We start from the raw sequence: 14,994 nt of genomic DNA, 5'->3' as shown, positions 1-14,994 counted from the left end.
CCCGCCTGGAATCAGCGCGGGCGGCCGCGCGACGCGTCAGGCGTCGGGTGCCGCGGCGATGTCCGACGCCCAGCCCAGTGGATGCGGTTCCGAGTCGTTCAGCGCGGGGACGAGAGGCTCGCCCCCGGCCTCGTTGAACGCGGTGAGCGCCTCGATGAGCGCCCCCCGCTGCTGAGGGGTGAGCCGCTCGACGACAGCCGCGATCTCGGCGCGTCGCCGGGCGGTGACGTCCTCGACGGTGCGCCGTCCCTCCTCGGTGAGCCGCAGGAAGGTCTCGCGCCGGTTGTCGGGGTTGGTCTGCCGATCGGCGAGCCCGGCCGCGATCAGCCGGTCCACCATGCGCATCGCCGTCGAAGGGGCCACCTGAAGCAGGTCGGCCAGCTCCACCAGCTTGGTGGCTCCCCGCGTGGACAACACCACCAGCATCCGGAACTGCGGCAGCGTCACCCGCTCCTCGACCTCGGTCAGCGACCGGGCGGAGACCGCCACCAGCAGGCGCGAGGCGGTCAGAACCGCCCGGGTGACGGCATCGACATCGTCCGTGACCCCCACGGGGGCTTGGTGCTCCGGCATGCGTCCTTTCTACCGTGCGGGAGTGCGTCCCCCGTCACCCGATGGGAACGGATCCGCCCTCTCCGTGGCCGTGATGTCGGAGCAGGAACGCCGCGTCGTCGTCGTGAGGGTGGCCCGGAGGCATCCCTTCCTGCGGCCGGCCGCCGCCGGCCCGCAGCCGGCCATGAGGTGGCGGGCGACGGCCCGGCTGCCGGCCGACTCGACCGCCGCCACCCGATCCGAGTTCCGCGCACACCGTCACGCCGTCACCGCCCATGCGGCCGAGGCGCGCGTCCCGCAGCACGGCGCACCATCGACTTGACCGTTCCTTGAACATTCGCAAGCGCCGGGCCGTACCTCTTCCTGCGTGCCGTGCCGGCCGCACCAGGTGTCCGCTCCCACCACATGGAGGAACCGCTCTCTGCTCCGAACCGGGAGACCACATGAATTCGAACCGACACGCCGTGCCGACGAGGGCCTCGACGCGGACGGTCGCGATCATCGCGGCCGTGTGCGCCGTGATCGCCGCCGCCGTCATCGCGGTCCGGGCCACGGGCGACGAAGCCTCGGCCAGTGAGACGACCGCCGGTCAGGCCCAACACGTCGGCGGGCATTCCGTCGACGCCGGCACGGCGGGGCAGGCAGCCGCGGGCCAGAGCGGATCGGCCACCCTGACCGTCACGGAAGTGGACCGCACGTTCCTGGTGAAGGTGCGCCAGGCCGGACTCTGGGAGATCCCAGCCGGACGACTGGCCCAGACGAACAGCTCCAACGAGGTCGTCAAGCGCGCGGGAGACCACCTGATCGACGGTCACAGCAAGCTCGACCAGCTGGTCCGCGAGGACGCCAGGATCCTCGGCGTCGAGCTCCCCAACGAGGCCACCGAGGAACAGCAGGGCTTCGTCAAGCAGTTGGAGGCCGCCAAGGGCGAGGAGTTCGACAAGCTCTTCGCCAATATCCTGCGCTCCACGCACGGCAAGATCTTCGCGACGATCGGTGAGGTCCGGGCCGCGACGCAGAACGACCTCATCCGCCGGCACGCCCGCCAGGCCAACCAGACGGTCATGGACCACATGGAAGTCCTCGAGGACACCGGCCTCGTCGACGCCTCGACCTTCCAGGAGATCGAGAAGGCCGTGGCCCCGAAGTAGGAGCCACGCCGACCAGCCCTTCGTGCCGCGCCCGGAGCTGCCCGTCGTCCGCGCGAAGGGCTGGTGAGCCGCCGCCATGGCGAAGCCTTGGGAGGAGCAGCCCGAAACCACTGGCTCGCCTATTTTGCACTGTGCAATGATTAACGGGGGTCAGGCTGACGGCCGGTGACCCGCCACGCGCCCGGGAGTGACACCGGCACGGTTACGCGGCACAGGGCGGCACACCGGCCGTCGGCTGACCTTCCCCGACCGCCGCGCGGGCGACAGCCGCCGGCGCCACCGCGTCCTCCGGCCACACGCAGCAACCGCTCGGTCCGCCATGCCGGGAGGCGACCCCGGTCAGCCGGGTTCGCCGGCCCGCCGAAGCCGGGAAGTCCCCGGCCGGCCGGGAATCAGGTGCGGACCAGGGGGTTCGGAAGGGGCAGGTAGCGGGCGTCGGCGCCGTCCGCGCCGGTCCAGCGCAGCAGGAGGTTGGTCTTGCCGGGCAGGGTGGGCGCGGTGAGCAGGGCGTGGACCTCGGGGAGGTCGTGGCGGGCGAGCTCGCGGCGGGCGGCGGGCCAGGGGTCCAGGCCCGGGTGGTGCTCGGCCAGGGCGGCGGCGACCTCGGTGAGGTGGTTGACGACCAGGCAGTACACCAGTCGCTCCCAGCCGGCGGCGCGGGACACGTCCGGCAGCAGCTTGACGCCCTCGGCGTCCCGGAAGAGGGCCTGCGCGGGGAGGCCGTCGGCGTCGACGGCGACCAGCGTGTTCTGCAGGTGGGCCTCGAGGACGACGCCGTGGTCGGCGAAGGCCGTGAGCGCCGGGGGGACGACGACGGCGAGGTACGCCTCCCACCAGGCCGCCGGGTCCGCCGCGCCGGCCAGGGGGCTGTCCGGGGCTCCCTCCACGAGGCCCGCGGCGAGCCACGGGGTCGCGCCGGGCAGGACGTGCTCGCCGAGCCCGTCGCGGACGAGGACGGCCAGTTCCTCGAAGGCGAAGGCGGCCGTGCGGTGGCCGCGGTCGCTCAGCCAGGCCGCCCGGCCGTCGAGCGCCGCGAAGGCCTGGGTGACGGCCGCGTCGGTCCGGCGGAGTTTCAGCAGGTCGTGGCGCCACAGCCGGCGGATGTCGTTGGTGATGCGCACGTCGAGGCTGAACTTCAGGAACAGGTCCCGCTCCGGCGCGTACACCGTGCGCACGGCGGCGGTCGGCCAGGTCTCGAACGCGGTCGTGCCGAGCCGGACCAGGCGGCCGTCGGCGAAGGCCGGCGCGAGGGCGCGGCGTGCCAGGTCGAGCTGCCAGGGGTGGGCGGGCAGCAGCCGGTAGCCGGGCGGGGCCTCGCCGAGCGCGTCGAGTGCCCGGGTGTCGCCCTCCTCGACGACCAGGTCCTCGCGCAGTCCGAGGAGGACGAGCGGGAAGCGGGCGTGCGCCTCGGGGGCGTACGGCAGCCACGCGCCGACCGGGCCGCCGCCGCGTGCCTTGGGGGCGGGGTGGTGGGGGTGGCCGGTGACGAGGGACTGCTCGGAGCGCAGGTAGGCGTCGTCGGGCGCCGTGGCACGCGCGCGTGCGGTGAGCAGGGCGGCCACCGCGTCCCTGCTGTCGAGCATCTCGGCGGGCAGCTCGTGGTTGGCGAGGCCGGTGTGGCGGCGCAGCTCCGCCGTGACGAGGGTGACGAGGCCGGCGTGGTCCAGGCGGTGCCAGGCGCCGGCCGCGTGGACCTCGGGCTCGGCGGGGCGCCGGGTGCCGCGGACCCGCAGCGTGCGGCCGGAGGGCAGCCGGTACACGAGCCGTCCGCCGTGCTCGGACAGCGGCTCGGCCACCTCCCGCAGCAGACAGTTCAGCAGCGGCGCGGCCGCGTAGGCGTCGGCGAGGCCGTCGGCGCCTGCGCGTGCGGTGAGGTCGGCGGGCGCCACGGCCTCGGCGGGCGGGGGGATGAGGTCCACGCGTTGCACTCGTTCCCTACGGTTCTTTCGGGCGGAGACGATCAGTATCGCTGGCGTCGCGGCCCGCCCTGACGCCCTACTCGTACCCGAGGAGCCCGACCGTGCACCGTCCCCCCACCGCCGAGGCCGAGCTGGCCGCCGAGCTCGCCGCCGTGCGCCCCGCGCTCGGCCCACGGTTCGCGGCCGAGCTGCCCGGCGCCCGCGCGGCCGTGCTGACGCGGCTGTGGCGGGCGCTCGCCCATGAGCCGCTGCCGTGGATCGAGCGCCGCGAGCCGGGCCGGGAGGGCCTCGCGCTGCACCTCTCCGACGGCCGCCGCCTGCACGGCCCGCCGGCCGACCCGTACGCGACCGCCGCCTACGTGACCGCCGTACGCCTGGACAAGGCGGTGAGCGGGGGGACGGCGGGCGGCGGGGTGGTGTACGACGATCCCGCGCGGCTGATGACGGAGCTGGCGGTGCCGCACGGCGCAGGCCTCGCCGCGGAACTCGCCCACAGCGTCGCGTCGTTGGCCCTGTCCCGGGCCGGCCAGGACCCTCACTCGACGGGGTGGCCCGCGCGGGACTGGGAGTGGGAGCAGCGGGTCGTCGACGGGCACCCGTACCACCCCAACTGCCGTTCCCGGCCCGGCTTCTCGGTCGCCGAGCAGCTCGCGTACGGGCCGGAGCACCGGCCGCCCCCGGTGCGGCTGGGGCTGCTTCCGGTGCCGGGCGCGGAGTGTCTCGTCGCGGGTGAGTGGCCGGGGGAACTGCGGGACGGGGAGCGGCTGTTGATCCCCGTGCATCCGTGGCAGGCGCAGCATGTGCTCAAGCGGACCTGTGAGGAGGGGCTCGCGGCGCATCCGCTGATGTCGCTGCGCACGCTCGCCGTGCCGGACGGACCCCATGTGAAGACGGCGTTGAGCGCCCGCCTGACGTCCTCCGTGCGGGACATCTCCATCGGCTCGGTGGTCTCCTCGGCGGCCCTCTCGTCGTTCGCGGAGACGCTGGCGGCGCGCACGGAGGGATTGCTCCACATGACGCGGACGTTGGGCGCGGTGACCGCCGACTCCCCCGACCTGGCCGCCGTGTTGCGCGAGTCGCCGGCCGTGTACGCCGGGCCGGGCGAGCGGGTCGTACCGGTGGCGGCCCTCGCCACCACCGAGCTGCCCGCCTCGGCCGCCTGGCTGGCGGACTTCGCGCGCCTCACGCTCACCGTCGGGCTGCGGCTGCTGGAGCTGGGCGTCGCGCTGGAGGCGCACGGGCAGAACCTGCTGGTCGTGCTGTCGGCGTCGGGCGTCCCGCTGCGGCTGGTCTACCGCGACCTCGCCGACATCCGCGTCAGCCCGGCCCGGCTGGCCCACCACGGTCTGCCGCTGCGGGAGTTGCCGAAGCTGCCGGAGCGGATCCTCACGGACGACGTGCGGGCGCTGCGGCGCAAGCTGTTCGGCTCGCTGGTGGCGGGCGCGCTGGCGGCGACCGCCGGAAGCGGAAAGGCCCTGGGGACGGCTCTGGAGGCGGCCGTGCGGGAGGTGCCGCCCACCGCGGACCTCGCCGCGCTGTGCGAGGAGCCGCTGCCGGTGAAGGCGTTGACGCTGATGCGGCTGTCGCCGGGGGTGGCCGGTGACCAGTGGGCGCAGCTGCCCGGTCCGCTCCGGGCGCGGTAGCCCCGAGGTCGTTTTGTGGCCGGACACCTCTGATCAATAAGATCCGCCGATGATCAGAACACAACGGCTGGCGGCGGGCGTGTGCGCCCTGCTCGCCGCGCTCGCGGCCGGGATCGCGTTCCCGGCCGGGGCGGCCGCCGACGAGACCACAGCCCTCGCGCCCAAGGTCGACCTGGTCCTCGACGTCAGCGGCTCGATGCGGACCAAGGACATCGACGGCGGGACGCGGATGGCCGCGGCCAAGCAGGCGTTCAACGAGGTGCTGGACGCGACCCCGGAGAACGTCCTTCTCGGCATCCGCACCCTCGGCGCCAACTACCCGGGGGACGACCGGAAGACGGGCTGCAAGGACACCGCGCAGCTCTACCCGGTCGGCCCGCTGGACCGCACCGAGGCCAAGACGGCGGTGGCCACCCTGTCCCCCACCGGCTGGACGCCGATCGGCCCCGCCCTGCTGAAGGCGGCCGACGACCTCGAGGGCGGCACCGGCTCCAAGCGCATCGTGCTGATCAGCGACGGCGAGGACACCTGCGCACCGCTCGACCCGTGCGAGGTGGCCCGCGAGATCGCGGCCAAGGGCATCGGCCTGACCATCGACACCCTCGGCCTGGTGCCCAACGTCAAGATGCGCCAGCAGCTCAGCTGCATCGCCGAGGCCACCGGCGGTACGTACACCTCGGTGGAGCACACCGACGAACTCGCCGACCGCGTCAACCAGTTGGTGGACCGGGCGGCGGACCCCGTGGTGACGCCGGTCGCCACCCAGGGCGCGGACTCCTGTGCGAAGGCGCCGACGCTGAAGTCGGGTCTGTACACCGACCGTGAGGAGTTCGGCCAGGAGCGCTGGTACCGCGTGGACGTCGACCCGGGCCAGGAGCTGCGGGCCTCGGTGAGTGTGTCGGCGGACCGGACCATGAACCCCGACTACGGGGTGCTGCTGCGGGCGGTCACGGTCCACGACCGGGAGATCGTGCGCGGCGAGGCGGCGGGCAACGGCCGTACGGACGTGATCTCGACCGGTCTGCGCTACCCGAAGGCGGAGAGCGACGAGGACGAGGCACCGGCCGAGACCGTGTGCCTGCAGGTGACCAACTCCTTCTCGGCGGCCGCCGGGGTGAAGACCACGCCCGGTATGCCGCTGGAGCTGACCGTGGACGTCGTCGACGGCCCCTCGCAGGCGAGCGACGTGGCCTCCTTCGGTCTCGGCCGCGGCTGGTGGCTGCTCGGCGCCCTGGTGCTGACCGGCTTCGTCGCGGGTCTGCTCTGGGGCTGGCTGTCCCGTTGGCGTGTCGCGGTCTGGAGGACCAACTGATGCGGATCACACGCGTGGTGAGCGCGACCCTGCTGGCGCTCGGCCTGGCGGCCGGCCCCGCCGCGGCCGACTCCACCCCCTCGGCGAGCCCCTCGGAGGACAGCTCGGCGCCGACCGAGGCGGGTACGTCGTTCCGTACGGCGACGGAGGTCGACCAGGGCCGGACGGCGACGGCGAGCGGCTCCGCCGGCGACTACCTGTACTGGTCGTTCCCGGCCGACGCCGGCCAGCGTCCCACCGTCGAGGCGAAGGTGAAGCTCCCGCAGGAGCACACCGGCCAGACCTGGCAGATCGACGTGTACGACGGCCTGCGCCGCCGCCAGGCCTGCCAGTACGGCGCCCAGACGCGTACCGCCGCCCCGGGCGCCGCCTCCCTCGAGCTGGCCTGCGTCCTGCGCACGGTCCGCGCCTGGTCCGAGCCGTGGGCGAACGACCCGCTGCCGGGCACGTACTACGTCCGCCTGACGGTCGTCGGCCTGAAGACGGCCGACCTCGGTCTCCCGGTCGACGCCGAACTGCGGGTGGACTCCAAGGACATGGGCGGTTCGGCGGCGGTGGACGGCCGGCTGGCCGAGCCGCTCGTGCCGGGGGTCGCGGTCGAGTCGGAGGCGGAGAAGGACGACGCGTCGAGCTCGGCCGTACTGTCCAGCATCGAGCCGGACGACGGCTGGTCGTCCGGATGGTGGTCGGACCGCTGGGTGTGGACGGCGGTGGGCGGTGTGCTGGCCGCGCTCGCCGGGATCGGCGGGTACGCGCTGACGCGCGGCTCGGGCCGCCCCTCACGGGTCCCGCCGACCGCCTGACACCCTCTCGGAAGGCCCACCGCATCGTGGCGGTGGGCCTTCTCTCATGCCTCCCGCAGCGCCTTGGCGAGCGTGCCGTCACCGCTCACGCCGATCCGCCCGGAGCGCACCGCGTCGCGGAGGCTCACCTCCCCCTGCGCCAGGGCCGTGCAGGTGCCGGCGTCCAGGACGAGCCGCGCGTCGGGCTCCCCGGGGGCGGGCCCGTCGCCGTACACGGGACCCTCCACCGCACCGGCGAACAGATGGAAGTCCCCTTCCTCCAAACGGACTTCGACGAGTCCGCCGCCCTCCCCCTCCAGCGCGCGCAACAGGGGCAGGGCGAACCAGTGGGCGCGCACGGCGTCGGTGGGCCGCCGCTCCCCCAGCTCCGCCTGCCCCCACGCCCCGAGCGCCTGGAGGACGGGGAGCAACTGCCGTCCCCGTGCGGTGAGTTCGTACACGTAGGCCGCGCCGGGCGGCGGCAGCCGGCGTCGGCCGAGGAGCCCGTCGCGCTCCATGTCCTTCAGCCGTGAGGCGAGTACGTCCGTGCTGACGCCCGGCAGGTCGGCGTGCAGGTCCGTGTAGCGGCGCGGGCCGGCGAGCAGTTCCCGGACGATCAGGAGGGTCCAGCGGTCGCCGACGGCGTCGAGCGCGCGGGCGGCGGAACAGTACTGGTCGTAGCTTCGGCGACGAGACATGCGACGCAGTCTAGACATGTCATTGGACTTTCCAAGCGGGAACTTGGTAAAACCAAGCAACACCAGATACCGGAGGGACGCATGGAGTTCCGGCAGTCGAACAAGCTCAGCGAGGTCTGTTACGAGATCCGCGGCCCGGTGATCGAGCACGCCAACGCACTGGAGGAGGCGGGCCACAGCGTGCTGCGCCTGAACACCGGCAACCCCGCGCTGTTCGGCTTCGAGGCGCCGGAGGAGATCCTCCAGGACATGATCCGGATGCTCCCGCAGGCGCACGGCTACACGGACTCACGCGGCATCCTCTCCGCCCGCCGGGCGGTCGCCCAGCGCTACCAGAACCGAGGCCTGGAGGTCGACGTCGACGACGTCTTCCTCGGCAACGGCGTCTCCGAGCTGGTCTCCATGGCCGTACAGGCACTGGTGGAGGACGGCGACGAGATCCTGATCCCGGCCCCCGACTTCCCCCTCTGGACGGCCGTCACCACGCTCGCCGGCGGCAAGGCGGTCCACTACCTCTGCGACGAACAGGCCGAGTGGTACCCGGACCTGGACGACATGGCGTCGAAGATCACCGACCGCACGAAGGCGGTCGTGATCATCAACCCGAACAACCCCACGGGGGCCGTCTACCCGAAGGAGATCGTCGAGGGCATCCTCGACCTGGCCCGCCGCAACGGCCTGATGGTCTTCGCCGACGAGATCTACGACCAGATCCTCTACGACGACGCCGTCCACCACTCCGCCGCCGCGCTCGCGCCGGACCTGGTGGTCCTGACCTTCTGCGGCCTGTCGAAGACGTACCGCGTGGCGGGCTTCCGGTCGGGCTGGCTGGTCGTCACCGGCCCCAAGCAGCACGCGAAGGACTACCTGGAGGGCCTCACCATGCTGGCCTCCATGCGCCTGTGCGCCAACGCGCCCGCCCAGTACGCCATCCAGGCCGCGCTCGGCGGCCGCCAGTCCATCCACGAACTGACCGCACCGGGCGGACGACTGCGCGAGCAGCGGGACGTCGTCTGGGAGAAGCTCAACGAGATCCCGGGCGTGTCGTGCGTGAAGCCGAAGGGCGCGCTGTACGCGTTCCCGCGTCTGGACCCCGCGGTGCACAAGATCCACGACGACGAGAAGTTCGTCCTGGACCTCCTGCTCCGGGAGAAGATCCAGGTGGTCCAGGGCACCGGCTTCAACTGGCCCACCCCCGACCACTTCCGCATCCTCACCCTCCCGTACGCGGAGGACCTGGAGGCGGCGATCGGACGGATCGGGCGGTTCCTCGGCGGGTATCGGCAGTAGTCCCTCGTAGCCTGAGGGCATGGGTGATCTCTTCCTCGTCCGGCACGGCGAGACCGAGTGGTCGCGGTCCGGCCGGCACACCGGATCGACGGACGTCCCGCTGACCGAGCACGGGCGGGAGGAGGCGCGGCGGCTGGTGCCGCTCATCCGCTCGCACCGGATCGGGGCCGCGTTCGTCAGCCCCCTGTCGCGGGCGCGGGAGACGGCGGAGCTGATCGGGCTGCGCTCGGTGCGGGTCGACGCGGACCTGCGGGAGTGGGACTACGGCGGCTACGAGGGCGTGACCACCGTCGAGATCCAGCGTGAGCGGCCGGGCTGGTTCCTGTTCACGGACGGGGTCGCGCCGGGGCCGCCGGAGCGTCCCGGGGAGACGCCGGAGCAGGTCGGGCAGCGGGCGGACCGAATGCTGGCCAAGGTGGACGCGGCGCTCGCCGACACGGAAGGGTGCGTGGTGCTGGTGGCGCACGGGCATTTCCTGCGCGTGCTCACCGCGCGGCGGCTCGGTCTGCCGGCCTCGCACGGGGCGCTGTTCCAGCTGGCGACGGGGACGCTGTGCCGGCTGGGCACGGAGCACGGGCGGCCGGTGATCGCCGGGTGGAACGTCCGGCTGGCGGGCTGAGCGGTCGGGGCCGACTGTCAGACCGGCGTCGTAGTCTTCGAACGGGCTGATCGCAGCGGCTGCGGGGCCCTTGGGGAAGCATGCCGGGCACCGGGAGGAGCACGCCGTGACACGACCGCCGACCGCCGCCCAGCGGCGTGTGATCGACGCCGCCGATCCCGTCACCGGGCGCCTGAGGGGTACGGAGACGCAGCTCGCGGCGCTGGTGAAGCGGGGGCTCGCCTTCCGGCACCCGCGCCCGCCGCACGACCACTTCCTGACGCCGGCGGGGCACCGGATACGGGAGGCGGCGCCCGAGCCCTCCGCGCCAGGGCCTTCCGCGTCCTCGGCCCCCACCTCCGAGGCTCCGGCGCCCGAGGCCCGGGAGGCGGACACCGGCGTGTTCGCCGCGCGGGTCGGGGGCGAGGAGCGGCCGGACACGCGGCCGTCCCGCGCACGGGAGGTGCACAGTGCCTGGCAGGGGCTGCTGGAGCTGCGCCGGATGACCAACCCGGACGGGGCCGTGGACCGGCCGTGCGGCTGGGAGCGTACGCATCTCGTGCGGGCCGCCGCGCTCGCCCTGGAGGCGGCCGGGCACCGCCCCGCCGGGCCGGACGCCGACGGCTACCGGGTGCGCGCGACGCCGCAGCCGGAGGCCGTCGCGGTGCACGGGCCGGACGACGGGACACTGCGGGCCTGTGCGACGACACTGGAAGAGGCCGGCTGGCAGGTCGGCGAGCACACCGAACCCCGCACCAGAACGCGCTATCTGCTGGCTTCGCCCCGCCGGGTGTGACGGACATGTCAAGATCGGTGGACAGGGCATCGATACTCGTCGACGAGCAGGGGAAGCAGTGAGCGAGCCGTTCTCCGTCCGGATCACCGTCCGCGGCTACGAGACCGACGTACAGGGCCACCTCAACCAGAGCGTGTACATCAACTACGCGGAGCACGCGCGCTGGTCGCTGCTCCAGGCCGCCGGCATCACCCAGGCCCGGCTGATCGGCACGGGCGTCGGACCGGTCGCCCTGGAGACGACGATCCGCTACAAGAGCGAGCTTCTCGCCGGCGACGAGGTCGACGTGACGTGCTCCTTCGCATGGGGCGGAGGCAAGACGTTCCGCATCGAGCAGACCATCCGCAAAACGGACGGCACGGTCGCGGCCGAGCTGACGGCGGTGGGCGGGCTGCTCGACCTCAAGGAGCGGCGGATGGTGGCGAACCCGCAGGACCACTTCAAGGCGCTGGCCTCCGATCCGAGCCTGTTCGGCCTCTGACCGGCGCCGGCGCCGCCTACGCGTCGACCAGTTCCGGCGCGTGCTCGTCGTCGTAGGCCGCGCGTGCCTCGGCGATGTAGACCCTGTTGCGCTCGGCCCAGTCGGTCAGGCGTTGCAGGGTCTCGTGCAACTCCCGTGCCACGGGGGTGAGTTCGTACTCCACTTTGGGCGGCACCGTGGGGTGCACGGTGCGGGTGACGAGTCCGTCGCGCTCCAGGTTGCGCAGGGTGAGGGTGAGCATCCGGCGGCTGATGCCCTCGATGCCGCGCTCCAGTTCGGTGAAGCGGATCGGGCCGTGCGCGGCGGCGACCAGGATCTGCACGCTCCACTTGCCCGAGACCCTGTCAAGAACTTCACGGACCGGGCACGCGTGCGCGTTCACGACCTGCGGGGTAACACCGGTGTTCCTCTGGGACATCGAACTGCCTCCTTACGGCCCTCCCCATGGTGACCCACCATGAACTCCGTTACAAGACGTGCACCAAGGGCACGTACGGTTCCTACGGAGAATGCGGAGGCCGGCAGGCCATGTCCCTCACGGTCGAGTCACCGAACCGGATGTCACACCCCCGAACGTACTCCCGCTGGGCGTCCCTGGTCGTCCTGTGCGCGGGCACGCTGATGACGATCCTGGACGGCAACATCGTCACCGTGGCGATGCCAGCCGTCCAGAGCGACCTCGGCTTCAGCGGCCCGGGCCTGGCCTGGGTCGTCAACGCCTACCTGATCCCCTTCGGCGGGCTGCTCCTGCTGGCGGGCCGGCTCGGCGACCTGGTCGGGCGCAGACGGATGTTCGCGGCGGGCCTGGCGGTGTTCACGGCGGCGTCCGTGCTGTGCGGGGTCGCCACCAGTCAGGGGATGCTCGTCGCGGCGCGTGCCCTGCAGGGCGTGGGCGGGGCGATGACCTCGGCGGTCGTCCTGGGCATGCTGGTCGCGCTGTTCCCCGAACCCCGTGAACAGGCCCGCGCCATCGCGGTGTTCAGCGCCGTCGGCGCGGCGGGCGGCGCGCTCGGCACGTTCCTCGGCGGGGCGCTGACGCAGGCCCTGAGCTGGCACTGGATCTTCCTGATCAACCTGCCGATCGGCGTCGCCGCCTGGCTCGCCGCCGTCCGTGTCCTCGCGCCGGACGACGGCGCCGGGCTCGGCAAGGGCGCCGACTACCCCGGTGCGGCCCTGGTCACGAGCGCCCTCATGCTCACCGTGTACGTCATCGTCGGCGCCGGCGACCGCGACGCCACCGCCACCGCACTGCTGGCCCTGCTCGCCGGCGCGCTGTTCGTGGCGTTCGTCCTGCGCCAGGCCCGTGCCGCACGCCCCCTGCTGCGCCTGAGACTGTTCGGCTCCCGGCTGCTGAGCGGCGCGAACGCCGTCCAGATCCTGATGATCGCCACGATGTACGGCTTCCAGTTCATCGGCGCGCTGTACCTGCAACGCGTCCTGGGCTACAACGAGTTGGCGACCGGTACGGCGTTCCTGCCGGCGCCGATCGCGATCGGTCTGCTGATGCTGGGCCTGTCGGCGCGGACCATCGCCCGGTTCGGCGCGTACCGGGTGCTGCTGGCCGGGCTGCTCCTGATCACCGCCGGGATGGCGCTGCTGAGCCGTGCCCCGGCCGACGGCTCGTACGCGGCGGACGTCCTGCCGCCCATGCTGCTCCTGGCCGCCGGTTTCGCCGCAGCGATGCCCGCACTGACCGGGCTCGCCATGTCCGGGGCGCGCGAGGAGGACACCGGACTGGCCTCCGGGCTCTTCAACACCACACAGGTGGTGGGCGGTTCGCTGGGTCTGGCGGTGCTCTCGGTGCTGGCGGCGAGCCACACCGACGGTCTGCTCGCCGAGGGCACGGAGCTGGTGGCGGCCACGGCGGACGGCTACCGGCTGGCGTTCCGGGTCGCGACGGTGATCGCGGCGGGGGCGCTGGTGCTGGCGGCGGCGGTGCTGCGGGAGCGGCGGCACTGAAAGGGGCCCACGGTGCCCCGTAGGGGTGGGGCGGTGGACCGTGATGTCCGCCGCCCCTTCCCGGAACTCAGCCCGCCCCGAAAGCCTCCTCGTGGTCCTCGGCCCACTCGCGGTACGTCCGTGCCGGCCGCCCCAGCAGTTCGGGCACGTCGTCCGTGACGACGGCGTTGCCGCCCCGGCGGACGAAGGCGCTGCCGGCCAGGACACCCTCCGCCTGTGCCTCTGCGAGCCCCCAGGCCAGCAAGTGCTCACGCGTCTCCTCCGGCGAGAGGTCCCGCGTCGTGACCGGCCGGCCAAGGATCTCGGCGAGGACGGCGGCCTGGCCGGGGACACTGATGGTCTCCGGCCCGGTCAGCGTGTACGTCCGCCCCGCGAGCCGGCCGTCGACCAGGACCCGCGCGGCCACCTCGGAGACGTCCCGCGGGTCGATCACCCCCTGCCGACCGGGACCGCTCATGTTGGGCACCGGCTCGCCCGCCCGGATCGCCGCCGCCCAGCTCAGCGTGTTCGAGGCGAAGGACGAGGGCCGCAGGACCGCCCACTCGGCCCCGCTCTCGCGCACGGCCCGCTCACCGGGGAGGTGCCACGCGCCGGAGGGGCCCACCTCGGGGTCGCCCGTCGCGATCGCGGAGAGCTTCACCAGCCGGCCCACGCCCGCCGCCACCGCCGCCGCGACCAGGTCCTGGTCGTACCGGGTGTCCGGCCCGGGCACGCCGACCAGGAAAGCGGCCGTCACCCCGGCCGTCGCCGCCTCCAGGGACCCGGGGTCGCCGTAGTCCCCCCGGACGAGTTCCACTCCCGAGGGGACGCGGGCCTTCGCGGGGTCGCGGGCCAGGGCGCGCACCTTCTCGCCACGCGCCGCCAACTGCCGTACGAGTTCACTGCCGATGGTGCCCGTTGCACCGGTCACGAGGATCATGGACTCCACGGTGACGGGCGGTGCCCTCCGGTCTCTAGGAAATTCCGGCACGCTTCGGCCGCCCCCGCGGGCCCGCCCCGCGCTTACGGTGAAGGGCGTGACGAACGCCCTCGCCGAGCAGTCCCTGCCCGTCCCGGAGACGGCCCGCCCCTGGATCACCGACATGGCGTCGGTGCGGGTGACCGGCCCGCTCCGGGACGCCTTCACGCACGTACCGGACACCGCGACGCAGGTGGTCTTACGGGTGGAGGACGACGGGCGGCGGGACACGCTGGTCGTCGGGCCGCGCACCCGTGCCTCGTACCACGCGGACGCGGACAGGCGGGTGGTGTCCTGCGTGCAGTTGCGCCTGGGACCGGGCGCGGCGCGCCCGCTGCTGGGCGTGCCGGCGATGGACCTCGTCGGCAGAGTCCTGCCCCTGCGCGAACTGCCGTCCGCGACAGCCCGCCAACTGGCCCGTGACCTGGTGGACTTGGAGCAGGATGAGCTCGCGACCCACCTGGCGGCCACACTCCCCTCTCCCGCCGCGCCCTCCCGCGACCGGCTGTTGCGGGCCGCCGTGGCCGCCCTCTCGACCCACCGCGACCGCACCTCCGCCCCCGTGAAGGAGGTCGCCCGCGAACTCGCCGTCAGCGAGCGACAGTTGCGCAACCTGTTCGCTGAGGGCGTCGGCGTCTCCCCCAAGCACTACGCCCGCATCCACCGCGTACGACACGTCCTGGCCCACGCGACCACCGCCCCCTGGGCCGAACTCGCCGCCGCCACCGGCTACTACGACCAGTCGCACATGACCGCCGACTTCCGCACCCTCATGGGCGTGCCGCCGGGGGCGTTCTTCACGGGCCGCCTTCCCGACGCCCAGCCCTGCCAGGCCTTGGCCCGCCGTTGACGTAC

General features: G+C 73.4%; 16 protein-coding genes. 11 read left to right on the top strand and 5 right to left on the bottom strand.

The features are described from left to right. Window positions 1–36: 36 nt before the first annotated feature. Window positions 37–573: a MarR family winged helix-turn-helix transcriptional regulator gene (locus ACPT94_RS03110; RefSeq protein WP_360330365.1), complete on the bottom strand. Its 537-nt coding sequence runs from the start codon at window positions 571–573 to the stop codon at window positions 37–39. Window positions 574–646: 73 nt separating this feature from the next. Here ACPT94_RS03110 and ACPT94_RS03105 point away from each other — a divergent pair, with 73 nt between their 5' ends. After that, window positions 647–874 (top strand): hypothetical protein, encoded by a 228-nt coding sequence (locus ACPT94_RS03105; RefSeq protein ID WP_360330368.1) that lies wholly within the window; start codon window positions 647–649, stop codon window positions 872–874. A gap of 121 nt (window positions 875–995) precedes the next feature. After that, window positions 996–1,703 carry a DUF4142 domain-containing protein gene (locus tag ACPT94_RS03100; protein ID WP_360330371.1) on the top strand — a complete coding sequence of 236 codons (708 nt, stop codon included), beginning with the start codon at window positions 996–998 and terminating at the stop codon, window positions 1,701–1,703. Between the two features lie 392 nt (window positions 1,704–2,095). Here the strand turns inward: ACPT94_RS03100 and ACPT94_RS03095 are convergent, their stop codons facing one another. Next, a complete protein-coding gene (locus ACPT94_RS03095) occupies window positions 2,096–3,631 on the bottom strand; it encodes an IucA/IucC family protein (RefSeq protein WP_425245029.1) in 1,536 nt (511 codons plus the stop codon). Between the two features lie 92 nt (window positions 3,632–3,723). Between ACPT94_RS03095 and ACPT94_RS03090 the strand changes: the two genes are divergently transcribed. The 3 genes from ACPT94_RS03090 to ACPT94_RS03080 are packed head-to-tail and all read left to right on the top strand — an operon-like array spanning window position 3,724 to window position 7,380. Then, the gene (locus ACPT94_RS03090) at window positions 3,724–5,265 is read left to right on the top strand and encodes an IucA/IucC family protein (protein WP_425245028.1); all 1,542 of its coding nucleotides are present in this window, start codon (window positions 3,724–3,726) and stop codon (window positions 5,263–5,265) included. Between the two features lie 49 nt (window positions 5,266–5,314). Continuing rightward, window positions 5,315–6,577, top strand: coding sequence for a VWA domain-containing protein (locus tag ACPT94_RS03085; RefSeq protein WP_360330380.1), 1,263 nt, complete (start codon window positions 5,315–5,317; stop codon window positions 6,575–6,577). Further along, window positions 6,577–7,380, top strand: coding sequence for a hypothetical protein (locus ACPT94_RS03080; protein ID WP_425245027.1), 804 nt, complete (start codon window positions 6,577–6,579; stop codon window positions 7,378–7,380). Before ACPT94_RS03085 ends, ACPT94_RS03080 begins: the two co-directional genes overlap by 1 nt. Window positions 7,381–7,424: 44 nt before the next feature. On the opposite strand, the gene ACPT94_RS03075 is transcribed toward ACPT94_RS03080, so the two are convergent. After that, window positions 7,425–8,057: a winged helix-turn-helix transcriptional regulator gene (locus ACPT94_RS03075; RefSeq protein ID WP_425245026.1), complete on the bottom strand. Its 633-nt coding sequence runs from the start codon at window positions 8,055–8,057 to the stop codon at window positions 7,425–7,427. Between the two features lie 81 nt (window positions 8,058–8,138). On the opposite strand from ACPT94_RS03075, the gene ACPT94_RS03070 reads away from it, so the two are divergent. From ACPT94_RS03070 to ACPT94_RS03055, 4 genes are all read left to right on the top strand, one after another. Next, window positions 8,139–9,347, top strand: a complete 1,209-nt coding sequence (locus tag ACPT94_RS03070) for a pyridoxal phosphate-dependent aminotransferase (protein WP_360330389.1) — start codon at window positions 8,139–8,141, stop codon at window positions 9,345–9,347. 19 nt (window positions 9,348–9,366) lie between these two features. Continuing rightward, window positions 9,367–9,966: a histidine phosphatase family protein gene (locus ACPT94_RS03065; protein ID WP_425245025.1), complete on the top strand. Its 600-nt coding sequence runs from the start codon at window positions 9,367–9,369 to the stop codon at window positions 9,964–9,966. Between the two features lie 106 nt (window positions 9,967–10,072). Then, window positions 10,073–10,741: a hypothetical protein gene (locus ACPT94_RS03060; protein WP_425245024.1), complete on the top strand. Its 669-nt coding sequence runs from the start codon at window positions 10,073–10,075 to the stop codon at window positions 10,739–10,741. A gap of 58 nt (window positions 10,742–10,799) precedes the next feature. After that, complete coding sequence (locus tag ACPT94_RS03055; RefSeq protein ID WP_425245023.1) at window positions 10,800–11,222, top strand: acyl-CoA thioesterase; 423 nt, start codon at window positions 10,800–10,802, stop codon at window positions 11,220–11,222. Between the two features lie 16 nt (window positions 11,223–11,238). Here ACPT94_RS03055 and ACPT94_RS03050 read toward each other — a convergent pair whose 3' ends face one another. Then, entirely contained in the window at window positions 11,239–11,640 is a 402-nt protein-coding gene (locus ACPT94_RS03050; protein WP_360330398.1) for a winged helix-turn-helix transcriptional regulator, read from the bottom strand. Window positions 11,641–11,843: 203 nt separating this feature from the next. Here ACPT94_RS03050 and ACPT94_RS03045 point away from each other — a divergent pair, with 203 nt between their 5' ends. Beyond that, window positions 11,844–13,181, top strand: coding sequence for an MFS transporter (locus tag ACPT94_RS03045; RefSeq protein WP_425245070.1), 1,338 nt, complete (start codon window positions 11,844–11,846; stop codon window positions 13,179–13,181). Window positions 13,182–13,248: 67 nt separating this feature from the next. On the opposite strand, the gene ACPT94_RS03040 is transcribed toward ACPT94_RS03045, so the two are convergent. Continuing rightward, window positions 13,249–14,109 carry an NAD(P)H-binding protein gene (locus tag ACPT94_RS03040; RefSeq protein ID WP_425245022.1) on the bottom strand — a complete coding sequence of 287 codons (861 nt, stop codon included), beginning with the start codon at window positions 14,107–14,109 and terminating at the stop codon, window positions 13,249–13,251. Between the two features lie 88 nt (window positions 14,110–14,197). Here ACPT94_RS03040 and ACPT94_RS03035 point away from each other — a divergent pair, with 88 nt between their 5' ends. Continuing rightward, window positions 14,198–14,989, top strand: coding sequence for an AraC family transcriptional regulator (locus ACPT94_RS03035; RefSeq protein ID WP_425245021.1), 792 nt, complete (start codon window positions 14,198–14,200; stop codon window positions 14,987–14,989). The last annotated feature ends 5 nt before the right edge of the window (window positions 14,990–14,994 follow it).

The organism is Streptomyces aurantiaciflavus, from assembly GCF_049808595.1.
Classification (GTDB): Bacteria; Actinomycetota; Actinomycetes; order Streptomycetales; family Streptomycetaceae; genus Streptomyces.
The sequence above is the reverse complement of the archived record's forward strand: the minus strand, read 5'-3'. Positions and strand labels throughout refer to the sequence as shown.